Genomic DNA, 21857 nt, shown 5'->3' on the forward strand with positions numbered 1-21857 from the left:
GGTCGGACGAGGACAGAGGCACCCTGTGATCAGATGCGAACACTGCGGATCGACGCTCCCGGACGGAGCGATCTTCTGCGGTGAGTGCGGACGAGCCGTCACGACCTCGGCAGCGCGTCGCACGGCACCCGTCGAAGCCGTCGACCGCGGCACCCCGCCCCCGTTGCAGCAGCCCGGTGAGCCCGGTCACGGGGTCGACACCGCCGCCGACGCCTGGTTGCCCGAGTCCACCCTCGACCCGGCGACGCGGGCCTGGTTGACCGGTGCCGACCGTGTCTCGTCGCCGACCGCCCAGACCCCGCCGGAGCACCACCAGGACGGATCGACCGGGGTGGACCGGTCGGCCGAGGCGGACCAGCCGCGTCCGGGCGACCGCCGGACGGGTCTCGCGGACACCTCGTCGGGGACGGAGGACACCAGCGGTGACGACCTCGCCCCCCGGAGTGCCCCGTCGCACGTGCACCGCTCCGGCTCCGGTCTCGGTGACTGGACGGGGCGGTCGACCGCCGACGAGCCCCCCGTCGAACCGACGCTCGACCCCGACGCGTTCCCCGCCGAGACGCTCGCACCGCAGGACGACCCCGAGGTCCAGCGGGCGGACGCCTGGGACGAGCGTGCAGTGGCCGATCAGGACGACCCGACGCCGCACGCGTCCACCGGCGTGGAGTCGACCTGGGCACCGCAGTCGACCCCGACCGCACCGCCGTCCGGCCCGTCGTGGTGGATCGGACGCGCGCCGTCCACCGAGGCGACGAGCGCGCCCGCGGCTCTCGAGCAGACCGACGGCGACGACCCGCAGCTCCAGCGGGCCGACGACGCGCCTCGACCCGGCGACACGGCGGTCTTCCGACTGCCCCCGGAGCGCCGAGCACCGCGTCCGGCGCCGCTCGTCCCGCCGGGCAGCCAGAGCACCGCCTGCCACGTGTGCGGCCACACGCTCGAGCCCGACGACATCTTCTGCGAGGAGTGCGGTTCGGTCCGTCCGGCCGTGACCGCGGCCTTCACCGGACCGGTGATGCCCCTGCCCCTCACCCGTCCGGACTGGGCCGCCGACGAGGACGCCCTCCGTAGTGCCGTGTCGGACGCCCACGACCTCACCGAGGAGTCGGACGGTCTGCCGGACACCGCGTCCGCCGGATCCGGAGAGGGCTCCGACGACGCGGGCTCGTCCGGCGACGGAGCGACCGCTCACGACGATGCCACCGTCCGCGACCGGGGTGACGACGCCGACGTCGTGGTCGACGGCCTCGACCCGCGCGGTGTCGATGGCCCTCCGGCCCGCACGACCGTCCCCGACGACGACGACGCCCGCCAGGGGGCTGCGGTCGACGATCCCGCAGACGCCCCCGAGCTCGGTGTCGACCCCGCCACGGGCGATGCGGACGGTCCGGGGACGGCCGAGGCCGCCCCGGACGACACCGCCGACGACAGCCGGGCGGACACGGTCGCCGAGCAGGCGGACGAACCAGCCCGTGGACCGTCCATGGGCCCGTCGACCGGCCCCACCGGAGAGTCCCGGGCAGGGACGAGCGCACAGCTCTCGCCGGTCGCCGCCCCGCTCCCGCCGGTCGCCGCCCCGCTGCCGCCGGTCGCCGCCCCGTTGCCGCCGGTCGCCCCGCCCCGGTCGGGCGACGGCGCCCCGGCCGCGGTCGCCACGCCGGCGGCCGAGCACACGGGCCCCGTCGGCGAGGACGCGGGCGGTGCGAGCCCGGACGCGGACGTCGAGGCGACCCGGATCGTGTCCCGCGCGCCGGCACAGGTCCCGTTCCTGCTGCACTTCAGCACGGGCGAGCGCCTCGGGGTCCACGGGTCGGCGCTGCTCGGCCGACTCCCGCGCCCCGAGGCGGACGAGCAGTTCGACGGCCTGCTGACGATCCGCGACCCCGGCAAGTCCGTGTCGAAGACCCACCTGGAACTCGGTCGGGACGGCGACGACCTGTGGGTGTCCGACCGCTTTTCGGGCAACGGGACGATTATCCGGCACATCGACGGGTCGATCCGCCGGTGCGAGCCCGGCCGCCGGTACCGGGTCGAGCGGGGCGCGCGCGTCGACATCGGGGAGCAGTTCTTCCTCGTGCAGTGACGCGGAACGGTGCGCGGGTACGAGCTCGTCCCGTGCACTCATGACCGTCGTCCACGACCCGTGTGGCAACGGCGGTCCTCCACAGCCTGCCGTCGGACGCTCCGTCCGAGGGCGGGCAGCGGTGTGATCGGTGCATGGACACACGGACCGCACGGAGCGTCATCTCGGTCGTCGCGGTCCTCGTGGCGGCCCGGGCGCTCGTCGCCACCGGTGGCGACCGCGTCGTGCTGGTCGCGGCAGCGGTGGTCGTCGCGGTGATCGGTCTCGTGCTGCAGTCGAGTGGAGCGGACCGGGGGAGTCCGCCAGTGGTCGTCCCGCCGCCGCCGGAGACCGACAACGAGGGTGCCCCGTGCGCGGAGGAGGCGGAGCCGGAGGCAGAGGCGGAGGCGGAAGTCGAGCCCTGGCCCGAGGCCGGGGATCCGCCGCCCCGGACGGGGACGGCACGGAGACTCGTCGCCGGACGGGACCCGGCGGGACGGATCGTGACGGTCGACGCGAGCGCGGGGGTCGTCGTCCGCGGTCGGGGAGCCCTGGCCAGCGCGGTCTTCGCGGCCCTCGTCGACCAACTCGACCGATGTCGGCAGAGGACGGGTCCCGCCGCGCTCCGTGCCGAGCTCCGGGTGGCGGCGGAGACGGCGGTGCTCGGTGGGCGGACCGTCCGCGCGGGCATGCCGGACGGGACCGCGGCGGCGTCGCTCGTCGCCGACGACGGCGTGCTGCTCGGGACCGTCGTGCTCGTCCCCGGCCTCGCGGCGTCACCGCGTCGGAGGGGTGCGGTGGTGGACGTCACCCGCTACGGGTGCCGGCTCTCGGAGGGACGCCGTGCCCGGGGCGCTGCGGACGCCGACACGGACGACGAGGCCGGGACGGTGATCTCGCCGACGCTGCCCCTCCTCGTCTGTCCCACGGGCGACCACCTGCCCCGCACCGCGGAGGAGCAGCGTCGAGGCCGGACGCCGTCAGGTCAGCGGAGCCCTGCTCCGACACGGACCGCGCCGACGGGCAGACCGCCACCGAGGACGCGCTCGCCGGTCGCCTGCAGCACCTCGTCCGCGGCGGCGGCGTCGACCAGGCCGTTCCGCACGAGCAGCGTCAGGGCCGCGAGCGTCCCCGCGCGGAGGGCTCCGTCGAGCACCTTCACGGCGACGGCCGGCCCGCCGGGCACCCCCATCACCATCACGCCCTCGGCACCGAGCTTCGCCAGCAGACCGAGTCGTTCCACGGTGACGGTGTTCGCCCGTCCGACGCCGTCGATCGCCCACGGGTCCGCCAGGACCGCGTCGGTCAGGGCCGCGGACTCCTCGTCGGCGCGCGCCACGACCCCGGCGATGCCCCGCGCCAGCCCGGTCAGGGTGAGCGGGAAGACCGGAGCGCCACAACCGTCGGTCCCGACGACGTCGACGACCTCGCCGGTGGCGTCCTCGACCGTGCTCCGGACCGCCTGCTGCAGCGGGTGCTCGATGTCGAGGTACGTCGCCTCGTCCCACCCGTGCACCCGGCAGGCGGCGAGCATGCCCGCGTGTTTCCCCGAGCAGTTCATCGCCAGCCGTCGAGGACCGGGCATGCTCCGCGCGGTGTCCCGGTCGAACGGCAGGTCGGGCGGGCAGCCGAGGTCCTCCTCGACGTGGTCGAACCGCTCGAGCATCCGCAGTGCGAGGGACTGGTGGGACGGGGTCCCGGCGTGACTCGCGGTCGTCATCACCAGCTCGGCGCCCGAGAAGACCGCACCGGAACGACGGATCGCCAGCGCCTGCAGGGGCTTCATCGTCGATCGGGGGTAGATGCTCGCACCGACGTCACCGACCGCGTCGAGCACCCTGCCGTCGGTCCCCACGACCACGCCCGCGCCGACGTGTCGGCTCTCGTCGAAGCCGGACCGGTCGAGGACGGCCAGCTCGACCGAGCCGTCGGCGGTGAGAGGATGACGGTCGGTGCTGGTGGCCGTGCGCATGGCGCGATCCTACCGACGACCCACACGACGCCGACGACCCGCACGACGCCGACGACCCACACGACGCCGACGACCCACAGGACGAGAGGACCGCGATGAACGACCACTCCTACGAGGTCTCCCTGCACTGGACTGGGGACCGGGGCAGCGGTACGAGCGGGTACCGCGACTACGGACGCGACCACGTCGTCAGTGCCGCGGGCAAGCCGGACGTCGCCGGCAGCGCGGACCCGACCTTCCGCGGCGACCGCGACCGGTGGAACCCCGAGGAGCTCGTCCTCGCCGCACTGAGCCAGTGCCACATGCTCAGCTACCTGCACGTCGCCGTGACGCGGGGCTTCACCGTGGTCGCGTACGACGACCGCGCCACGGCCACCCTCGACCTGCACCGCGACGGCTCGGGTGAGCTCACCGGCGCCGTCCTCCGTCCCGTGGTGACCATCCGCGAGGCCGACCGGCTGGAGGACGCACGGGCCGCGCACGCCGACGCGAACCGGCTGTGCTTCATCGCACGGTCGGTGGCGTTCCCCGTCCACCACGAGCCGGAGATCGTCGTCCTCGGAGCCGACGCAACGGGAGGTACGGCAGGATGACCCGTGTGAAGCGTCTCCGCCTGCTCCCGATCGCCCTCGTGCCCGCCGTGGTCCTCGGCCTCGCCGCCTGCTCGGGGTCGGGCTCCTCGGACGCCTCGGCCTCCGCCACGTCCACCCCCGGCGCCAGCGCCACGCCGATCACCTCCTGCCCGGAGCCGGGCAAGGCGTCCGACTCGATCGAGGTCACGGGCGAGGTCGGCGGGTCAACGGCACCGAAGGTGACCTTCGACGACGGCCTCACCGCCGACCCCGCACAGGCGACCCGCGCCGTCAAGGGGAAGGGCGCGGCCCTGGCGGACGGCGACTTCGTCCAGGTCGCGTACTCGGCGTACAACGCGGAGGACGCGGAGAACCTCGTCACCGTCGGCTTCGACCAGGGGAACCCGCAGGTCCTCTCCGTGGGCGGCACCGGCTTCGGCGCCCTCCTCGCCTGCGCGCACGTCGGTGACCGCGTCGCCGTCGTCGGTCAGGCCGCCGCCCTCGGCTTCAACACGAGCGGGTCGATCGTCGTCGTCGCGGACGTCGTCCAGCAGACCCCGACCAAGTCGACCGGCACGCCGCAGGACCAGGACCCGGCGCTCCCCACGGTCGAGGACAAGGCGGACGGCGAGCCCGAGATCACCATCCCGGACACCGACGCACCCACGAAGACCACGGCCGAGGTCATCAAGCAGGGCGACGGTGACGTCGTGGAGGACGGCGACACCGCGCTCGTGCAGTACAAGGGCGTCGCGTACGAGGGCGGCAAGGAGTTCGACTCCTCGTGGTCGAAGGGCTCGCCGACGACCTTCACGATCTCGAACAGCGGGCTCATCCCCGGGTTCGTCAAGGGACTCGTCGGGCAGAAGATCGGCTCGCAGGTCATGATCGTCGTCACGCCGGAGGACGGCTACGGCGCCAACCCGCCGGAGGGCTCGGGCATCCCCGCGAACGCGACCCTCGTGTTCGTCGTCGACCTGCTGGCCAAGGGCTGAGCCCGGTGTCGGGCCGCCGCCGCGTCGTCCTCCTCGGCAGCACGGGGTCGATCGGCACGCAGGCGCTCGACGTCATCGAGCGGAACCCCGACCGCTTCGAGCTCGTCGGCCTGACCGCGGGCACGGACGCCGACGGCCTCGCCGAGCAGGCCGATCGGTACGGCGTCCGTGACACCGCGCTCGGGGCCGCGGACGCCGAGCGACTCGTCCGAGGCGTCGCGGCCGACGTCGTGCTGAACGGCATCACCGGGTCGGTGGGGCTCGGCCCGACCCTCGCGGTCCTCGAGACCGGAGCCACCCTGGCGCTGGCGAACAAGGAGAGCCTCATCGTCGGTGGTCCCCTCGTGCAGGCGGCCGCGGCACCCGGGCAGATCGTCCCGGTCGACAGCGAGCACTCCGCGATCGCCCAGGCGCTCCGGTCGGGCAGCGACGCCGAGGTCCGTCGGCTCGTGCTCACCGCGAGCGGTGGACCCTTCCGTGGGCGCTCCCGGAAAGAACTCGTGGACGTCACGCCGGCGCAGGCGCTCGCCCACCCCACGTGGGACATGGGCCTCGTGGTGACCACCAACTCGGCGACCCTGGTGAACAAGGGCCTCGAGGTCATCGAGGCCCACCTGCTGTTCGACGTGCCGTACGACCGCATCGACGTCACGGTGCACGCCCAGTCGGTCGTGCACTCGATGGTGGAGTTCGTCGACGGGTCGACGATCGCGCAGGCATCGCCGCCGGACATGCGGCTCCCGATCGCGCTCGGGCTCGCCTGGCCGGACCGGGTGCCGCACGTCGGGGTGCCACTGGACTGGACGACCGCGAGCACCTGGACCTTCGAGCCCCTCGACGCCGAGGCGTTCGGCGCGGTCGACCTCGCCAAGCGGGTGGGCACGCTCGGCGGCACGTTCCCGGCGGTGTTCAACGCCGCGAACGAGCAGGCCGTCGCCGCCTTCCACGCCGGCGCGATCGGGTTCCTCGACATCGTCGACACGGTCGCTCGGGTCGTCGACGCCCACACCGCGGGGGAGCCGTCGCTCGACGGCGTCCTCGCTGCCGAGCGCGAGGCCCGGCAGCAGGCCGACCGCATCCTGGCCCGCTGACGCGAGCCGGGCCTCCCGTCCGGTCGGTCGGACGCGCGGTCTGCTCGTCCGGGGGTCCCACCCGGGAGGCGGGCCCTCCCACCCAGGTCGCGCACGGCTCCGTCATGGCGAGCGTCCCGTACCCTTTCCCGGTGACCGTCGGAACCGTCCTGCTCTTCGTCCTCGGCGTCGTCGTCTTCGTCATCGGCCTGCTGGTGTCGATCGGCCTCCACGAGCTCGGCCACCTGGCCTTCGCGAAGCTCTTCGGCGTCAAGGTGACCCAGTACTCGCTCGGCTTCGGCAAGGCCATCTGGTCCTTCCGTCGCGGCGAGACCGAGTACGGCATCCGGCCGATCCTGCTCGGCGGCTACATCTCCATGGTCGGGATGCTCAAGCCGCGCGCCTCCGGACGGGAGATCACGAACACGGGCATGTACTCGGCGTTCGTGCAGGACGCCCGGGCCGCGAGCGCCGAGCAGATCGCGGAGTCCGGTGGCGACGACTCCCGGGCCTTCTACCGGCTCACGCCCTGGAAGCGGATCATCGTGATGGTCGCGGGGCCCGCGATGAACCTGGTGATCGGGATCCTGCTGTTCGGGGTGCTGCTGGTCGGCTTCGGGGCGCCGACGACGACGTTCACCTCGCGCGTCGACTGTGTCCTGCCGACCAGTGCGCGGACGACGTGCACCGAGGGCGACGCGGTCTCGCCCGCGAAGGAGGCGGGGCTCCGGTCGGGTGACGTCGTCCTGTCCGTCGACGGGGTCCGCAACCCCACGATCGCGCAGGTCTCGGAGACGTTCCAGCGCTCCGCCGGCGAGACCGTCGAGGTCGTCGTCGAGCGCGACGGCGCGGAACGCACCCTGCAGGTGACCCCGCAGCTCGCCACCCGCGACGTCTACACCGAGGACGGTACGGTCGCGAAGGACCGCGACGGGACGACGAAGACCGAGCGCGTCGGTGTCGTCGGGGTGAGCATCGGGCAGACGCTCGTCCGGCAGTCGCCCGCCGCGGTGCTGCCGGCCACCGCTGCGCAGATCGCCGCGTCGGCACATCTCGTGATCGACCTGCCACAGCGGCTCGTCGCCGTGTGGAACGCGGCCTTCGGCGCACAGGAGCGGGCGCAGGACAGCCCGGTGTCGGTCGTCGGCGTCGGCCGGGCGATCGGCACCGTGTCCTCGATGAGCGGCGTGCCCGTCGTCGACAAGGTGTACACGATCCTGGGACTGCTGGCATCGCTCAACATCGGGCTGTTCGTGCTGAACATGGTGCCGCTCCTGCCGCTGGACGGCGGGCACATCGCGGGGGCGGTCTGGGAAGCGGTGAAGCGTCGTGCCTTCCGGCTGTTCGGGAAGGCGGACCCGGGGCCGATCGACCTGGCGAAGACGATGCCCCTCACGATGGTCGTGGTCGTCCTCCTCGCCGGCATGAGCGCGCTCCTCATCTACGCCGACCTCGTCCGACCGGTCGACCTGTTCGGCTAGCGCGAGCGGAGCCGTCGGCGCACTACGCTGGCGCGCATGAGCGCAGAACCCGTGGCCCGTCCCGAGCCGTCGAAGGGGTCGACCACCGGGCGGACCCGGACCGTCGAACAGCAGGGCACCGACGTCATCGGCGAAGCCGACCGGAAGGGCCGGCCCCGCGGGTTGTTCTGGCCGTGGTTCGCGGCGAACATCTCGGTGCTCGGTCTCGCCTACGGGTCGTTCGTGCTCGGCTTCGGGATCTCACTCGCACAGGCGCTGGTGGTCTCCGTGGTCGGCGTCGTGTTCTCGTTCCTGCTGTGCGGCATCGTCGCGATCGCCGGCAAGCGCGGCTCCGCACCGACGATGGTGCTCAGCCGCGCGGCGTTCGGCGTGCGGGGGAACCGCCTGCCGTCCTTCCTCAGCTGGGTGCTCACCGTCGGTTGGGAGACCGCGCTCGCCGCGCTCGCGGTGCTCGCGACGTCGACCGTGTTCCGCGAACTCGGCTGGGACGACGGCGTCGTGACGAAGACCGTCGCGCTCGTGGTGGTCGCGGCCCTCGTCGTCGGCGCCGGGATCGCCGGCTTCGACGTCATCATGCGGCTGCAGACCTGGATCACGGTCGTCACGGCGGTGCTCACGGTCGTCTACGTGGTGCTGGCGCTGCCGTCGATCGACCTCGGCACGCTCACCGCCCTCCCGTCCGGCAGCGCGCAGAACGTCATCGGCGCCCTCGTGCTCGTGATGACGGGCTTCGGGCTCGGCTGGGTGAACGCGGCGGCCGACTACTCCCGGTACCTGCCGCGGTCCGCCTCGACCCGGGGGGTCGTCGGCTGGACGACCTTCGGCGGCGCCCTCGCCCCCGCGGTCCTCGTCGTCATCGGCATCCTGCTGGCCGGTTCCTCGCCCGACCTCAGCGCTGCGGTCGGTGCCGACCCGATCGGCGCGCTGACGACCCTGCTGCCGGTGTGGTTCCTCGTGCCCTTCGCGCTCGTCGCGATCCTCGGGCTCGTCGGCGGTGCCGTCCTGGACATCTACTCGTCCGGCCTCGCCCTGTTGAGCGCCGGTGTGCGGATCCCGCGGCCGGTCGCGGCAGCTGTCGACGGGGTGTTCATGGTCGCGGGCGCGGTCTACGTCGTGTTCTTCGCGACGAGCTTCATCCAGCCGTTCCAGGCCTTCCTCGTGACGCTCGGCGTGCCGGTGGCCGCCTGGTGTGGCGTGTTCGTCGCCGACGTGCTGCTCCGGCGGCGGGCCTACGCGGAGGGCGAGCTCGACAGCCCGCGCGGTCGGTACGGCGACGTGCGCTGGACCGCGATCGCGCTGGTCGCCGCAGGGACGGTGCTCGGGTGGGGGCTCGTCACGAACACCTACGGGGTGCCCGCCTGGTTGAACTGGCAGGGCTTCCTGCTCGGACCCGTCGGTCTCGGCGGACGGGACGGCGCCTGGGCGTACGCGAACCTCGGGGTCCTCGTCGCGCTGCTCGTCGGGTTCCTCGGGACCGTGCTGCTCGGCCGGGGAACGGTCCGTCGGCAGGAGGCGCTGCCCGTCACGGAACCGGTGTCCCGCGTGCCAGCAGAGGAACTGCGCCCGTGACGGACGACGCACCGAGCGGCCCCGGCGCACCGGGCGGCCCCGACGCACCGGGCAGGGCTGATGCACCGGACACATCCGATGCGTGGCTCGTCGTGATCGACATGCAGCGGGTCTTCACCGGCGACAGCCCCTGGGCGGCACCGCGGTACGCCGAGGCGTCGCTGGCCGTCGAGCGGCTCCTGCCACACTTCGCGGGCCGCACCGTCCTCACCCGGTTCGTCGCCCCGGAACACCCCGCGGGAGCGTGGCAGCCGTACTACCGCGAGTGGCCGTTCGCGCTCGTGCCCGACGCCGACCCGCTGTACGCACTGACCGAGCCGTTCACCGCGCTGGCAACGGACGGCGCGCCGGTCGTCACGGAACCGACCTTCGGCAAGTGGGGGACGGGCCTCCGACGGGTCACCGGGGACCGTCCGCACCTCGTCCTCACGGGGGTGTCGACCGACTGCTGCGTCCTGTCGACGGCGCTGGCCGCGGCCGACGCGGGCGCCCGTGTGACCGTCGTCGCCGAGGCGTGCGCGGGTGCGAGCGACGACGACCACGCCCGCGCACTCGCCGCGATGCGGCTGTACGCGCCGCTCGTCACGGTCGTCGACTCCCTGTGAGCCGGCCGCACCGCGTTCCGTGGACGAGCGCGTAGAGTTCCCACCGTGCCCGCAGTGAACCTCGGAATGCCGAAGGCCCCCGAAACCCTGGCCCCGCGTCGCAAGTCCCGGCAGATCCGGGTCGGCAAGGTCCTGGTCGGTGGCGACGCCCCCGTGTCCGTGCAGTCGATGACCACGACGCCGACCACGAACATCAACGCGACGCTGCAGCAGATCGCCGAACTCACCGCGTCCGGGTGCGACATCGTCCGCGTGGCGGTCCCGAGCCAGGACGACGCCGACGCACTGCCGATCATCGCGAAGAAGTCGCAGATCCCGGTGATCGCGGACATCCACTTCCAGCCGAAGTACGTCTTCCAGGCCATCGACGCCGGGTGCGCCGCGGTCCGCGTGAACCCGGGCAACATCCGGAAGTTCGACGACCAGGTCGGCGCGATCGCGAAGGCCGCGAAGGACGCCGGCGTGAGCCTGCGCATCGGCGTCAACGCCGGATCGCTCGAGCCGAGCCTGCTGCAGAAGTACGGCAAGGCGACGCCGGAGGCGCTCGTCGAGTCCGCGGTGTGGGAGGCGTCGCTCTTCGAGGAGCACGACTTCCACGACTTCAAGATCTCGGTCAAGCACAACGACCCGATCGTCATGGTCAAGGCGTACCGGCAGCTCGCCGAGCGCGGCGACTGGCCCCTGCACCTCGGTGTCACCGAGGCGGGCCCCGAGTTCCAGGGCACGATCAAGAGCGCGACCGCGTTCGGCATCCTGCTCGGTGAGGGCATCGGCGACACCATCCGCGTGTCGCTCTCCGCGCCGCCCGCGCAGGAGGTCAAGGTCGGGCTGCAGATCCTGCAGTCGCTCAACCTCCGCGAACGCAAACTGGAGATCGTCTCCTGCCCGAGCTGCGGCCGCGCCCAGGTGGACGTCTACCAGCTCGCGAACGACGTCACGTCCGGGCTCGAGGGCATGACCGTCCCGCTGCGCGTCGCCGTCATGGGGTGCGTCGTGAACGGTCCGGGCGAGGCCCGAGAGGCAGACCTCGGCGTGGCGTCCGGCAACGGCAAGGGCCAGATCTTCGTGAAGGGCCAGGTCATCAAGACCGTGCCCGAGGCCGAGATCGTCAAGACCCTCATCGACGAGGCGAACCGCCTGGCCGACGAGATGGGCCCGGCCGCCGGCACCGGCAAGCCGCTCGTCGTCACCTCGTAGGTCCTCACCTCCCGTCCACAGGCGCGGCGGACCGCGACCGCGCGCCGCTAGGCTTGCGGCGTGGTCACACGGCTCTCCCATCTCTTCCTCCGCACGCTCCGCGACGACCCCTCCGACGCCGAGGTGACGAGCCACAAGCTGCTCGTCCGCGCCGGGTACGTCCGTCGCCAGTCGCCGGGCATCTTCGCCTGGCTCCCGCTGGGCCTGAAGGTCCGCGCGAAGATCGAGGGCATCATCCGCGACGAGATGGTGGCCGCCGGGGCGCAGGAGGTCCTGCTGCCGGCGCTGCTGCCGCGCGAGCCGTACGAGGCGACGAACCGCTGGACCGAGTACGGCGACGGCATGTTCCGCCTGCAGGACCGCAAGGGCTCCGACTACCTCCTCGCGCCCACGCACGAGGAGATGTTCGCGCTCCTGGTGAAGGACCTGTACTCCTCCTACAAGGACCTGCCGGTCACGCTGTTCCAGATCCAGGACAAGTACCGCGACGAGGCCCGTCCCCGCGCCGGGCTGCTGCGCGGGCGCGAGTTCACGATGAAGGACGCCTACTCGTTCGACCTCGACGACGCCGGCCTGGAGCGCAGCTACCAGGTGATGCGCGACGCCTACGAGCGGATCTTCGCGCGCCTCGGTCTGGAGTACGTCATCGTCAAGGCGGACGCCGGCGCGATGGGTGGATCGAAGTCGGAGGAGTTCCTGCACCCGATCGCCGTCGGCGAGGACACCTTCGTCCGGAGTGCCGGCGGGTACGCCGCGAACGTCGAGGCATACGTGACGCCGGTGCCCGAGGCGCGGTCGACCGAGGGGCTCCCCGAGCCGGTGCTCCTGCCCGCGGCGGACACCCCGACGATCGAGTCGCTCGTCGCGCACGCCAACGAGGTCGCCCCGCGTGCCGGTGCGCCCTGGACGGCGGCGGACACGCTCAAGAACGTCGTCCTCGCACTGACACACCTGGACGGCACGCGCGAGGTCGTGGTCGTCGGACTCCCCGGGGACCGCGACGTCGACCTCAAGCGCGCCGAGGTCGCGTTCGCCCCGGCCGAGGTCGAGGCCGCCGGTGACGACGACTTCCGGAAGCACCGCGGCCTGGTGAAGGGCTACATCGGACCGCAGGTGCTCGGTACCGACAGCGCGACCGGGCTCCGCTACTTCGTCGACCCGCGGGTGGTCGACGGCACGAGCTGGGTCACGGGCGCCAACGAGCGTGGCGTGCACGTCTCCGGCCTGGTCGCCGGGCGTGACTTCGTCGCCGACGGCGTCGCAGAGGTGTCCGACGTCCGCGCCGGCGACCCGGCACCGGACGGCTCCGGCCCGCTCGAGACCGCCCGCGGCATGGAGATCGGCCACGTCTTCCAGCTCGGACGCAAGTACGCCGAGGCGCTCGGCCTGAAGGTGCAGGACGAGAACGGCAAGCTCGCCACCGTCACCATGGGCTCGTACGGCATCGGGGTGACGCGCATCCTCGCGATCCTGGCCGAGGCGCACAACGACGAGAAGGGCCTCGCCTGGCCGAAGCACGTGGCGCCGTTCGACGTGCACGTCGTCGCGACCGGCAAGGACGCGACCGCGTTCGACCTGGCGGAGTCGATCGTCGCGCAGCTCGAGGCCGAGCGGTACGAGGTCGTCTACGACGACCGCCCGAAGGTCTCGCCCGGTGTGAAGCTCCGGGACGCCGAACTGCTCGGCATGCCGGTCGTCGTCGTCGCGGGCCGGGGTGCCGCCGACGGCGTCGTCGAGCTCTGGGACCGTGCGACCGGCGACCGCCAGGACGTCCCCGTCGCGGACCTGCTCGAGGCGGTCCGCGCGATCTGAGCGGGTGGCGTCCGGAGTGACGCCGACGGGAGGCCCGTGGTGGATCCGCCACGGGCCTCCCGTCTTCCTGCGGTACGATCGACGACGGCTTCCGCGCGGTCCCATCCGCGGGAGCGACTCATCTGAATACGGAGGCACCTCGGTGAAGATCGACCTCGCAGTCCTGCGACTCATGGAGCGTGAACGGGAGATCCCGTTCGACGAGCTCGTCCAGATCATCGAATCTGCCATCCTGACCGCCTACCAGAAGCACCGCGCCGAGAACGACGAGCCCGTCGACGCCCAGGCCCGTGTCGAGCTCGACCGGAAGTCCGGCGAGGTCTCGGTCTTCGTCCCCGAGCGTGACGAGGACGACAACGTCATCGGCGAGTCCGTGGACCAGCCGAGCGACTTCGGCCGGATCGCGGCCTTCGCGGCCAAGCAGGTCATCAACCAGCGTCTCCGCGACATCGGCGACGACAAGATCCTCGGCGAGTTCCGCGGCAAGGAGGGCGACATCGTCGCCGGCATCGTGCAGCAGGGGCCGAACCCGAAGATGATCATGGTCGACCTCGGCACCGTCGAGGCGATCCTGCCCCCCGAGGAGCAGGTCCCGGGCGAGGCGTACCCGCACGGCATGCGTCTCCGGGTGTACGTGACGAGCGTCGGCCGCGGCAACAAGGGCCCGCAGATCACGGTGTCCCGCACCCACCCGGGTCTCGTGCGCAAGCTCTTCGCGCTCGAGGTCCCGGAGATCGCGTCGGGTGTCGTCGAGATCACCTCGCTCGCCCGCGAGGCCGGGCACCGCACGAAGATGGCGGTGAAGGCGAACGAGCCCGGGGTGAACGCCAAGGGCGCCTGCATCGGCGAACTCGGTGCCCGTGTCCGGTCGGTCACGAACGAGCTCGGCGCCGAGAAGATCGACATCGTGGACTGGTCCTCGGACCTCTCGACGTTCGTCGCGAGCGCCCTGTCGCCGGCGAAGGTGACGAGCGCGTTCGTGCTCGACGCCTCGACCAAGGCGGTCCGTGCTCTCGTGCCGGACTACCAGCTGTCGCTCGCGATCGGCAAGGAGGGGCAGAACGCCCGCCTCGCCGCGAAGCTGACGGGCGCCCGGATCGACATCCAGCCGGACTCGATCCTCGACGGCGACGACTGACGGACACCACCACCGGCGCGGTCCGGTTCGCTCGTGGCGAGAGGCCTCGGGCGCGCCGGATCGCGGTCGTCGGAGTCAAGGAGTAGAGTGGACGCCGTCAGAACGTGCATCGGCAGTCGTCGTCGTGCAACCCGATCCTCCCTCCTCCGAGTCGTCGCCCTGAGCGACGGTTCCGTCGTGGCGGATCCGAAGGCAGTCATGCCGGGCCGGGGGGCGTGGCTCACACCGACCGTCGAAGCGTACGAACTGGCCGTCAAGCGCAGGGCATTCCGCCGTGCGCTCCGGCTGGAGCGTGATCCCGACACGTCCGCGGTGCGTGAGTACCTCGCAGGGCTGCAGAGCCCGGAGCGCACGGAACCCGAGCACCCGGACATGACAGAACAGGCTGAACGGCTTATGGACAACTGATGAGCGGCTCGAAATGAGACCCGTCATCCAGTGAGTCCTGCCCCTTGACGGGGTGGGACCCGTGAAGGAGAACAGTGGCTAAACCACGCGTACACGAGATCGCAAGCGAGCTCGGCGTCGACAGCAAGACCGCACTCGAGAAGCTCAAGGAGCTCGGCGAGTTCGTGAAGGGCCCGAGCTCGAGCATCGAGCCCCCCGTCGCACGGAAGCTCCGTGCAGCCCTGCAGGCAGAGGGCGCGTCCGCGTCGTCGACGCCCGCAGCCCCCGCCGCCAAGGCCCCCGCGGCACCGCGTTCCGGTGCCCCGAAGCCCGGTGGCCCCAAGCCCGGTCCGAAGCGCCCGGCGCCCGCCCCCGAGCCCGTCGTCGAGGCGGCTCCCGCTGCCCCGGCCGCCGACGCGGCACCGGTCCCCGCAGCACCGAAGTCGGTCGCGCAGCGCCAGGCCGAGGCCGAGGCCGCTCGCAAGGCCGCCGCGGAGCAGAAGGCCGCCGAGCAGAAGGCCCAGCAGGACGGCGACGCGCCGAAGGACTCGGGTCCGAGCGACGCCGTGAAGCCCGGAGCCGCGAAGCCGTCCGGTGCCGCCCCGAAGCCGGGCGGCCCGAAGCCCGGCGCACGTCCCGGCAACAACCCCTATGCGTCGAGCCAGGGCATGGGCGCACGTCCGCCGCGCCCCGGCAACAACCCGTTCGCCTCGAACCAGGGCATGGGCCAGCGCCCGGCCGCCGGTGCGGGTGGCGGCAACGGCATCCCCCGTCCCCAGCCGCCGCGTCCCGGTGCCCCGCGTCCGGGTGCCCCGCGTCCCGGTGGTCCCGGTCAGAACAACCGTCCCAACGGCTTCGGGCAGCGCCCGGGCCAGGGTGGCGGCGGCCGTGGTGGTGCCGGTGGCGGCTTCAACCGTCCCGGTGGAGCCGGTGGCGGCGCAGGTGGCGGCTTCGCCCGTCCCGCGTTCACGGGTCCGCGCCCCGCAGGTGGTGGCGGCCGTGGCCGCGGCCCCGGTGGTGGCACCGCCGGTGCGTTCGGTCGTGGCGGCGGCAAGAGCCGTGCCCGCAAGTCGAAGCGGACGAAGCGCGCCGAGTACGAGATGCGGCAGGCGCCGTCGCTCGGCGGCGTGCAGGTCCCGCGCGGTGACGGCAACACGGTCATCCGCCTCCGTCGTGGTGCGAGCATCTCGGACTTCGCGGACAAGATCGACGCGAGCCCCGGCAACCTGGTGACGGTGCTGTTCCACCTCGGTGAGATGGCGACCGCGACCGAGTCCCTCGACGAGGCCACGTTCGAGGTCCTCGGTGAGGAGCTCGGCTACAAGATCCAGGTCGTCTCGCCCGAGGACGAGGACAAGGAGCTCCTCGAGGGCTTCGACATCGACATCGACGCCGAGTACGCGGACGAGGACGACTCCGTCCTGCAGCAGCGTCCCCCGGTCGTCACCGTCATGGGTCACGTCGACCACGGTAAGACCCGACTGCTCGACGCGATCCGGAACTCGAAGGTCGTCGAAGGCGAAGCCGGCGGCATCACGCAGCACATCGGTGCGTACCAGATCGTCACCGAGCACGAGGGCATCGAGCGCCCGATCACCTTCATCGACACCCCGGGTCACGAGGCCTTCACGGCCATGCGTGCCCGTGGTGCCCAGGTGACGGACATCGCGATCCTCGTCGTCGCGGCGGACGACGGCATCATGCCGCAGACGATCGAGGCGCTGAACCACGCCCAGTCGGCCGGTGTGCCGATCGTGGTCGCGGTGAACAAGATCGACAAGGACGGTGCGAACCCGGCCAAGGTCCGCCAGCAGCTCACCGAGTACAACCTGGTGGCCGAGGAGTACGGCGGCGACGTCATGTTCGTCGACGTGTCGGCGCGGAACAACATCGGCATCCAGGACCTCCTGGACGCGGTGCTGCTGACCGCCGACGCCGGTCTCGACCTGCGTGCGAACCCCGACAAGGACGCCCGAGGCGTCGCGATCGAAGCCCGGCTCGACAAGGGCCGCGGTGCGGTCGCGACCGTCCTCATCCAGTCCGGCACGCTGCACGTCGGTGACGCGATCGTCGCCGGCACGGCGTACGGCCGCGTCCGGGCGATGGCGGACGAGAACGGCAACGCGGTCGAGGCCGCGACGCCGGCCCGTCCGGTCCAGGTGCAGGGTCTGTCGTCCGTGCCGCGCGCCGGTGACACGTTCCTCGTCACCGAGGACGACCGCACCGCTCGTCAGATCGCCGAGAAGCGTGAAGCCGCGCAGCGCAACGCCCAGCTGGCCAAGGCCCGCAAGCGCATCTCGCTCGAGGACTTCACCCGCGCGCTCGAAGAGGGCAAGGTCGACTCGCTCAACCTCATCATCAAGGGTGACGTCTCCGGTGCCGTCGAGGCGCTCGAGCAGTCGCTCCTCGACATCGAGGTGGACGACAGCGTCCAGCTGCGCATCCTGCACCGCGGTGTGGGTGCGATCACCGAGTCGGACATCGACCTCGCCACCATCGACAACGCGATCGTCGTCGGCTTCAACGTCCGCCCGGACGTCAAGGCCCGCGAGCGCGCTGCCCGTGAAGGCATCGACGTGCGCTTCTACTCGGTCATCTACAACGCACTCGAGGACATCGAGAACTCGCTCAAGGGCATGCTCAAGCCCGAGTACGAAGAGGTCCAGTCGGGTGTCGCGGAGATCCGCGAGGTGTTCCGTTCCTCGAAGTTCGGCAACATCGCCGGTGTCATCGTCCGGTCCGGTACGATCACGCGCAACGCCAAGGCGCGCGTCATCCGTGACGGCGTGGTGGTCGCGGACGGGCTCGCCATCGAGTCGCTGCGCCGCTTCAAGGACGACGTCACCGAGGTCCGCACGGACTTCGAAGCCGGTATCGGTCTGGGCAAGTTCAACGACATCCAGATCGGCGACGAGATCGAGACCACCGAACTCGTCGAGAAGCCGCGCGACTGATCGCACTGATCGCACTGAGTACCCTGGGCCCCGCCTCTCCGACCGGAGGGGCGGGGCCTCACCCCGTTCCGCAAGGAGGAACCCATGGCTGATCCGCAGCGCGCACGCAAGATGGCCGACCGCATCAAGGAGGTCGTCGCCCGTCGGCTCGACAAGGGCCTCCGGGACCCGCGACTCGGCTTCGTCACCATCACCGACGTCCGGGTGACGGGTGACCTGCAGCACGCGTCCGTCTTCTACACCGTGTACGGGACCGACGAGGAGCGCGGCGATTCCGCCGCCGCGCTCAAGGCCGCGACCGGCATGCTCCGCACCGAGGTCGGCAAGAACATCACCGCGCGGCTGACGCCGTCGCTCGAGTTCATCGCGGACGCCCTGCCGGACACCTCGGCGCACCTCGAGGACCTGCTCGCCCAGGCCCAGATGCGCGACCAGCAGGTCAAGGCGGCGGCGGTCGGCGCGACCTACGCCGGAGAGGCCGACCCGTACAAGCACGACGAGGACGAGGACGACGACGCGTCGGACGCGGCTCGCAGCTGACCGCACGCCCGTCCACGGAGCGCTCGTCACCGGTCGGTGACGGGCGCTCCGTGTGTCCCGCCAGGTGGAGGGAGGGGGTGTCGCAGTGGCGCCTCAGCCGCGTGGCAGGCGGTAGCCCTCGGCGTCGTCGCCCTCCGCCAGGCCGTCCCGCAGCAGGGACGCGAGTGCCCGGTCCCGCTGCTCCGCGTCCGGCCAGACGAGCGCGATCTCGTCGGACGTGACCGGGACGTCGCTGGCGCGCAGTTCGGCCATGAGCAGGCCCCGCACCTGCCGGTCGCTGCCGGCGAACCGCGCCTGCTTCGGTGCGCGTGGCCCGTCGTGGTCCGGGTACCCGGCGGCTCGCCAGGCGCAGCGGTCGGCGATCGGGCACGCGTCGCAGGCCGGTGCCCGCGCGACGCAGACGAGCGCACCGAGTTCCATGACGGCCGCGTTCGTGGCGGCCGCGGCGTCGCGCTCGACCGGCAGCACGGACTCCATGAGCGGCAGGTCCTGCTTCGCCTTGGCCGGTCCGGGCTCGCCCTGCCCGAGCACGGCCCGGGCGAGCACCCGCCGCACGTTCACGTCCACGACCGGGTGCCGGTCGCCGTACGCGAACACCGCGACCGCGCGGGCCGTGTAGTCGCCGATGCCGGGCAGGGCCAGGAGGTCGTCGACGTCCCGCGGGACGACGTTCCCGTGGCGCTCCGCGATGGCGGTGGCCGCGGCGTGCAGCGCCAGGGCGCGACGCGGGTACCCGAGGCGGTCCCAAGCCCGCACCGCCTCCGCCGGTGGCGACGCAGCCAGGTCGGCCGGCGTCGGCCAGCGCGTGAGCCACGCTTCGAGCCGGGGGACGACACGGGCGACCTGCGTCTGCTGCAGCATGACCTCGCTCACCAGCGTGCCCCAGGCCGGGAACCCGGGACGTCGCCAGGGCAGGTCACGGGCCTCCCGACGGAACCAGTCGAACACGGGGGACAGGAAGTCCGATCGCGTGTGGACGCCGGTGTCGTCCACCGACGGACTGGAGGCTCGGCCCGCGTTCACCACGACAGCCTACGGTGGTGGGATGGCACGCTGGGCACCGCAGGAGACCGACACCATGGCCGCGATCGCGAGCGAGGTGATCGCACAGGTCGGGACGAACCGCACGGTGGTCGCCGTCGACGGCCAGGACGGTACCGACCTCGAACGCGTCGCGGCAGCGCTCGTCGCCGGTTTCGAACGTCACGGCGTGCACGCGATGGCCGCCGCTGCTCCCTCGACCGACGCCGACGTCCTCCGCGCCGACCTGGTCACGCCGTTCCGCACCACCGGCGCCGGCGACGGTGTGCTCGTCGTCCACGGCGCCGGACTCCTCGCACCGGGGACGCGCTCGTTGTGGCGGTGGTCCCTGTGGGTCGAGCAGGAGGCCGGGCGACTCGAGCGCCGCGCAGACGTCAAGATCGCCGCCTCGGCCGTGCTCGACGTCACCGACCCGGAGCACCCGCGTCGCGAGTGGAACGACGCCTGCTGACGGCGCCGCAGCCGCGCCCGCGGACCGAGGCGGATGCATGGACGGGAGCCGACGGGACGGACGGCGGCCGCGCTGCTACGCTGCTGCGGTGCTCGTGACCCAGCCCGACGGCATCATCCTGGTCGACAAGCCGCAGGGCATCTCGAGTCACCGTGTGGTGTCGATCGCCCGTCGTCGCCTCGGCCTCAAGAAGATCGGCCACGCCGGCACGCTCGACCCGATGGCCACCGGGCTGCTCCTGCTCGGCGTCGGCCCGTCCACCCGGCTCCTCACCCACCTGGTGGGGCTCGGCAAGACGTACACGGCGACCATCCGGCTCGGCGTCGGGACCGACTCGGACGATGCCGACGGCGACCCGGTCTCCGCGCTCGGCGCCGCCGCCGACGCGGTCTCCGACCAGGCGATCGAGGCGGCCGTCGCGGCCCTCCGTGGCCCGATCGACCAGGTGCCCTCGACCGTCAGCGCCATCAAGGTCGACGGCCGCCGCGCGTACGACCTCGCGCGCAAGGGCGAAACGGTCACGCTCCGGGCGCGGCGCGTGACGGTGGACCGGTTCGAGGTCCGCGGGCGCGTCGACCGGGTGGTGTCGGTCGACGGCGCCGACGTCCCGGTCATCGACCTCGACGTGGTCGTGTCCTGCTCGTCCGGCACGTACATCCGGGCGCTCGCACGCGACGTCGGAGCCGCCCTGGGTACCGGCGCGCACCTCACCGCGCTCCGCCGGACCGTCGTCGGTCCGTTCGCCGTCGACGACGCCGTCGACCTCGAGGACGAGGCCGTCGACGTCCACAGCAGGCTCGCCCGACCGGCCGACGTCGCGCGACGGCTCTTCCCGGTCGTGCAGCTCGACGGTCACCAGGCGAAGGACCTCGGCGACGGCAAGCGGATCAGCGTCGACCACCCCGACTCGGAGGGTCCCGTGGCCGCGATCGCCGCCGGTGGCGACCGGCTCGTCGGGCTCGTCGCCGTCCGACGCGGACAGCTCCGTGTCATCACGAACTTCCCCACAGCGGCAGGAGCGAACGCGTGATCGAGTGGTTCATGTGGGTGCAGTTCGCGATCGCCTGCCTGATCGGGGTCGTCGCCGTCGTCCTCGGGCTCGTCGGGCGCAAGCCGGACGACGCCACCGTGGGGGCACTGGCACTCGTCGAGCTCCTGCTCCTGGTCCAGCTCGTGGTGGCGCTCGTCGCCCCGGCAGTGGGCAACCCGCCGCGGGGCAACGTGCTCGAGTTCTGGGTGTACGCGGTCTCGGTCGTCCTTGTGCCGCCGGCCACGATCGTCTGGGCGCTCATCGACCGCACGCGGTGGAGCACGGTCGTGCTCGGTGCCGGCGCGTTCACCGCCGCGGTCATGGTCTACCGGATGTACCAGATCTGGTTCGCCCTCAACTGAGGTCCGGGGCCACCGCGGGGAGTCGACCCTCGTTCCGTCGTCGTGTCCGGGCACTCCCGGTGATCGGTAGGATCGGTGCAATGGCGACCAAGTCCTCTGCAGGTGGATCCTCCTCGGCGAGCACCGCGGCCGAGCGTGCCTCGGCGCCGAAGGTGTCCCCGCTGGCCACCGGTGTCGGGCGGGTGCTGATCGCGGTCTACGGCATCCTCGCCCTGGCGGCGACCGGGCGGAGCGTCGTGCAGATCGCGGAGGACTTCGCGTTCGCGCCGTTCTCCTACACGCTGAGCGCCGTCGCGGCGATCGTGTACATCCTCGCCATGGTCGCCCTCATCGTCCCCGGACGGACCTGGTACCGCGTTGCCTGCGTCACCATCGTCTTCGAGATGACCGGTGTGCTCGTCATCGGCACGCTCTCGCTGCTCGACCGCCAGCTGTTCCCGGACCTGACCATCTGGTCCTACTACGGCATGGGGTACGCGTTCGCGCCGCTCGTGCTGCCGATCGCGGGGTTGTGGTGGCTGCGGAAGCACCACCGCGTCGCCGCCGGCCAGGTACCGCCGCGCAACGCGGCCGTCGTGGACCAGCACCTCGGGTCCGCCGAATGACGGGGAGGGACGCC

The 21857-nt window shown here is 72.2% G+C and carries 19 protein-coding genes and 1 pseudogene; 18 read left to right on the forward strand and 2 right to left on the reverse strand.

From position 1 onward, the window contains the following. Positions 1 to 25: 25 nt before the first annotated feature. Positions 26 to 94: pseudogene (locus DEI91_RS16925) on the forward strand (zinc-ribbon domain-containing protein); the annotation flags it as partial. Between the two features lie 69 nt (positions 95 to 163). Further along, positions 164 to 2083, forward strand: coding sequence for an FHA domain-containing protein (locus DEI91_RS13645; RefSeq protein WP_220038092.1), 1920 nt, complete (start codon positions 164 to 166; stop codon positions 2081 to 2083). Positions 2084 to 3047: 964 nt separating this feature from the next. Here the strand turns inward: DEI91_RS13645 and DEI91_RS13650 are convergent. Further along, positions 3048 to 4034 carry an asparaginase gene (locus DEI91_RS13650; protein ID WP_111052813.1) on the reverse strand — a complete coding sequence of 329 codons (987 nt, stop codon included), beginning with the start codon at positions 4032 to 4034 and terminating at the stop codon, positions 3048 to 3050. Between the two features lie 95 nt (positions 4035 to 4129). Here DEI91_RS13650 and DEI91_RS13655 point away from each other — a divergent pair, with 95 nt between their 5' ends. The 12 genes from DEI91_RS13655 (at position 4130) to rbfA (ending at position 18354) form a co-directional block, all read left to right on the forward strand. Next, on the forward strand, positions 4130 to 4627 hold the full coding sequence (locus tag DEI91_RS13655) for an OsmC family protein (protein WP_111052814.1): 498 nt from the start codon (positions 4130 to 4132) through the stop codon (positions 4625 to 4627). A 5-nt stretch (positions 4628 to 4632) separates the two neighbouring features. Then, positions 4633 to 5601 (forward strand): FKBP-type peptidyl-prolyl cis-trans isomerase, encoded by a 969-nt coding sequence (locus DEI91_RS13660; RefSeq protein WP_146244301.1) that lies wholly within the window; start codon positions 4633 to 4635, stop codon positions 5599 to 5601. A 5-nt stretch (positions 5602 to 5606) separates the two neighbouring features. Beyond that, on the forward strand, positions 5607 to 6692 hold the full coding sequence (locus DEI91_RS13665; protein ID WP_111052816.1) for a 1-deoxy-D-xylulose-5-phosphate reductoisomerase: 1086 nt from the start codon (positions 5607 to 5609) through the stop codon (positions 6690 to 6692). A 131-nt stretch (positions 6693 to 6823) separates the two neighbouring features. Then, complete coding sequence (locus tag DEI91_RS13670; protein WP_181439610.1) at positions 6824 to 8152, forward strand: RIP metalloprotease; 1329 nt, start codon at positions 6824 to 6826, stop codon at positions 8150 to 8152. A 36-nt stretch (positions 8153 to 8188) separates the two neighbouring features. Further along, positions 8189 to 9721: a cytosine permease gene (locus DEI91_RS13675; RefSeq protein WP_111052818.1), complete on the forward strand. Its 1533-nt coding sequence runs from the start codon at positions 8189 to 8191 to the stop codon at positions 9719 to 9721. Then, positions 9718 to 10326: a cysteine hydrolase family protein gene (locus tag DEI91_RS13680; protein ID WP_258374434.1), complete on the forward strand. Its 609-nt coding sequence runs from the start codon at positions 9718 to 9720 to the stop codon at positions 10324 to 10326. The genes DEI91_RS13675 and DEI91_RS13680 overlap by 4 nt, the downstream gene beginning before the upstream one ends. A gap of 66 nt (positions 10327 to 10392) precedes the next feature. Continuing rightward, positions 10393 to 11523 (forward strand): flavodoxin-dependent (E)-4-hydroxy-3-methylbut-2-enyl-diphosphate synthase, encoded by a 1131-nt coding sequence (gene ispG, locus DEI91_RS13685; protein WP_111052819.1) that lies wholly within the window; start codon positions 10393 to 10395, stop codon positions 11521 to 11523. A gap of 60 nt (positions 11524 to 11583) precedes the next feature. Then, positions 11584 to 13335 carry a proline--tRNA ligase gene (locus DEI91_RS13690; RefSeq protein WP_111052820.1) on the forward strand — a complete coding sequence of 584 codons (1752 nt, stop codon included), beginning with the start codon at positions 11584 to 11586 and terminating at the stop codon, positions 13333 to 13335. A gap of 142 nt (positions 13336 to 13477) precedes the next feature. After that, the gene (nusA, locus tag DEI91_RS13695) at positions 13478 to 14473 is read left to right on the forward strand and encodes a transcription termination factor NusA (RefSeq protein WP_111052821.1); all 996 of its coding nucleotides are present in this window, start codon (positions 13478 to 13480) and stop codon (positions 14471 to 14473) included. 87 nt (positions 14474 to 14560) lie between these two features. Beyond that, the gene (locus tag DEI91_RS13700; RefSeq protein WP_111052822.1) at positions 14561 to 14881 is read left to right on the forward strand and encodes a YlxR family protein; all 321 of its coding nucleotides are present in this window, start codon (positions 14561 to 14563) and stop codon (positions 14879 to 14881) included. Positions 14882 to 14955: 74 nt separating this feature from the next. Continuing rightward, positions 14956 to 17814 carry a translation initiation factor IF-2 gene (gene infB / locus DEI91_RS13705; RefSeq protein WP_111052823.1) on the forward strand — a complete coding sequence of 953 codons (2859 nt, stop codon included), beginning with the start codon at positions 14956 to 14958 and terminating at the stop codon, positions 17812 to 17814. Between the two features lie 84 nt (positions 17815 to 17898). Continuing rightward, the gene (gene rbfA / locus DEI91_RS13710) at positions 17899 to 18354 is read left to right on the forward strand and encodes a 30S ribosome-binding factor RbfA (RefSeq protein WP_111052824.1); all 456 of its coding nucleotides are present in this window, start codon (positions 17899 to 17901) and stop codon (positions 18352 to 18354) included. A gap of 93 nt (positions 18355 to 18447) precedes the next feature. Here the strand turns inward: rbfA and DEI91_RS13715 are convergent, their stop codons facing one another. Continuing rightward, positions 18448 to 19347 carry an A/G-specific adenine glycosylase gene (locus DEI91_RS13715; protein ID WP_375537692.1) on the reverse strand — a complete coding sequence of 300 codons (900 nt, stop codon included), beginning with the start codon at positions 19345 to 19347 and terminating at the stop codon, positions 18448 to 18450. A 52-nt stretch (positions 19348 to 19399) separates the two neighbouring features. Here DEI91_RS13715 and DEI91_RS13720 point away from each other — a divergent pair, with 52 nt between their 5' ends. The 4 genes from DEI91_RS13720 (at position 19400) to DEI91_RS13735 (ending at position 21843) form a co-directional block, all read left to right on the forward strand. Next, positions 19400 to 19846: a hypothetical protein gene (locus DEI91_RS13720; protein WP_146244302.1), complete on the forward strand. Its 447-nt coding sequence runs from the start codon at positions 19400 to 19402 to the stop codon at positions 19844 to 19846. An 88-nt stretch (positions 19847 to 19934) separates the two neighbouring features. Beyond that, on the forward strand, positions 19935 to 20876 hold the full coding sequence (truB, locus tag DEI91_RS13725) for a tRNA pseudouridine(55) synthase TruB (RefSeq protein WP_258374435.1): 942 nt from the start codon (positions 19935 to 19937) through the stop codon (positions 20874 to 20876). After that, positions 20873 to 21238 carry a hypothetical protein gene (locus tag DEI91_RS13730; protein WP_111052827.1) on the forward strand — a complete coding sequence of 122 codons (366 nt, stop codon included), beginning with the start codon at positions 20873 to 20875 and terminating at the stop codon, positions 21236 to 21238. The genes truB and DEI91_RS13730 overlap by 4 nt, the downstream gene beginning before the upstream one ends. A gap of 80 nt (positions 21239 to 21318) precedes the next feature. Then, the gene (locus DEI91_RS13735; protein ID WP_258374436.1) at positions 21319 to 21843 is read left to right on the forward strand and encodes a hypothetical protein; all 525 of its coding nucleotides are present in this window, start codon (positions 21319 to 21321) and stop codon (positions 21841 to 21843) included. The last annotated feature ends 14 nt before the right edge of the window (positions 21844 to 21857 follow it).

It is taken from the genome of Curtobacterium sp. MCBD17_032 (assembly GCF_003234855.1).
Taxonomy (GTDB): Bacteria; Actinomycetota; Actinomycetes; order Actinomycetales; family Microbacteriaceae; genus Curtobacterium.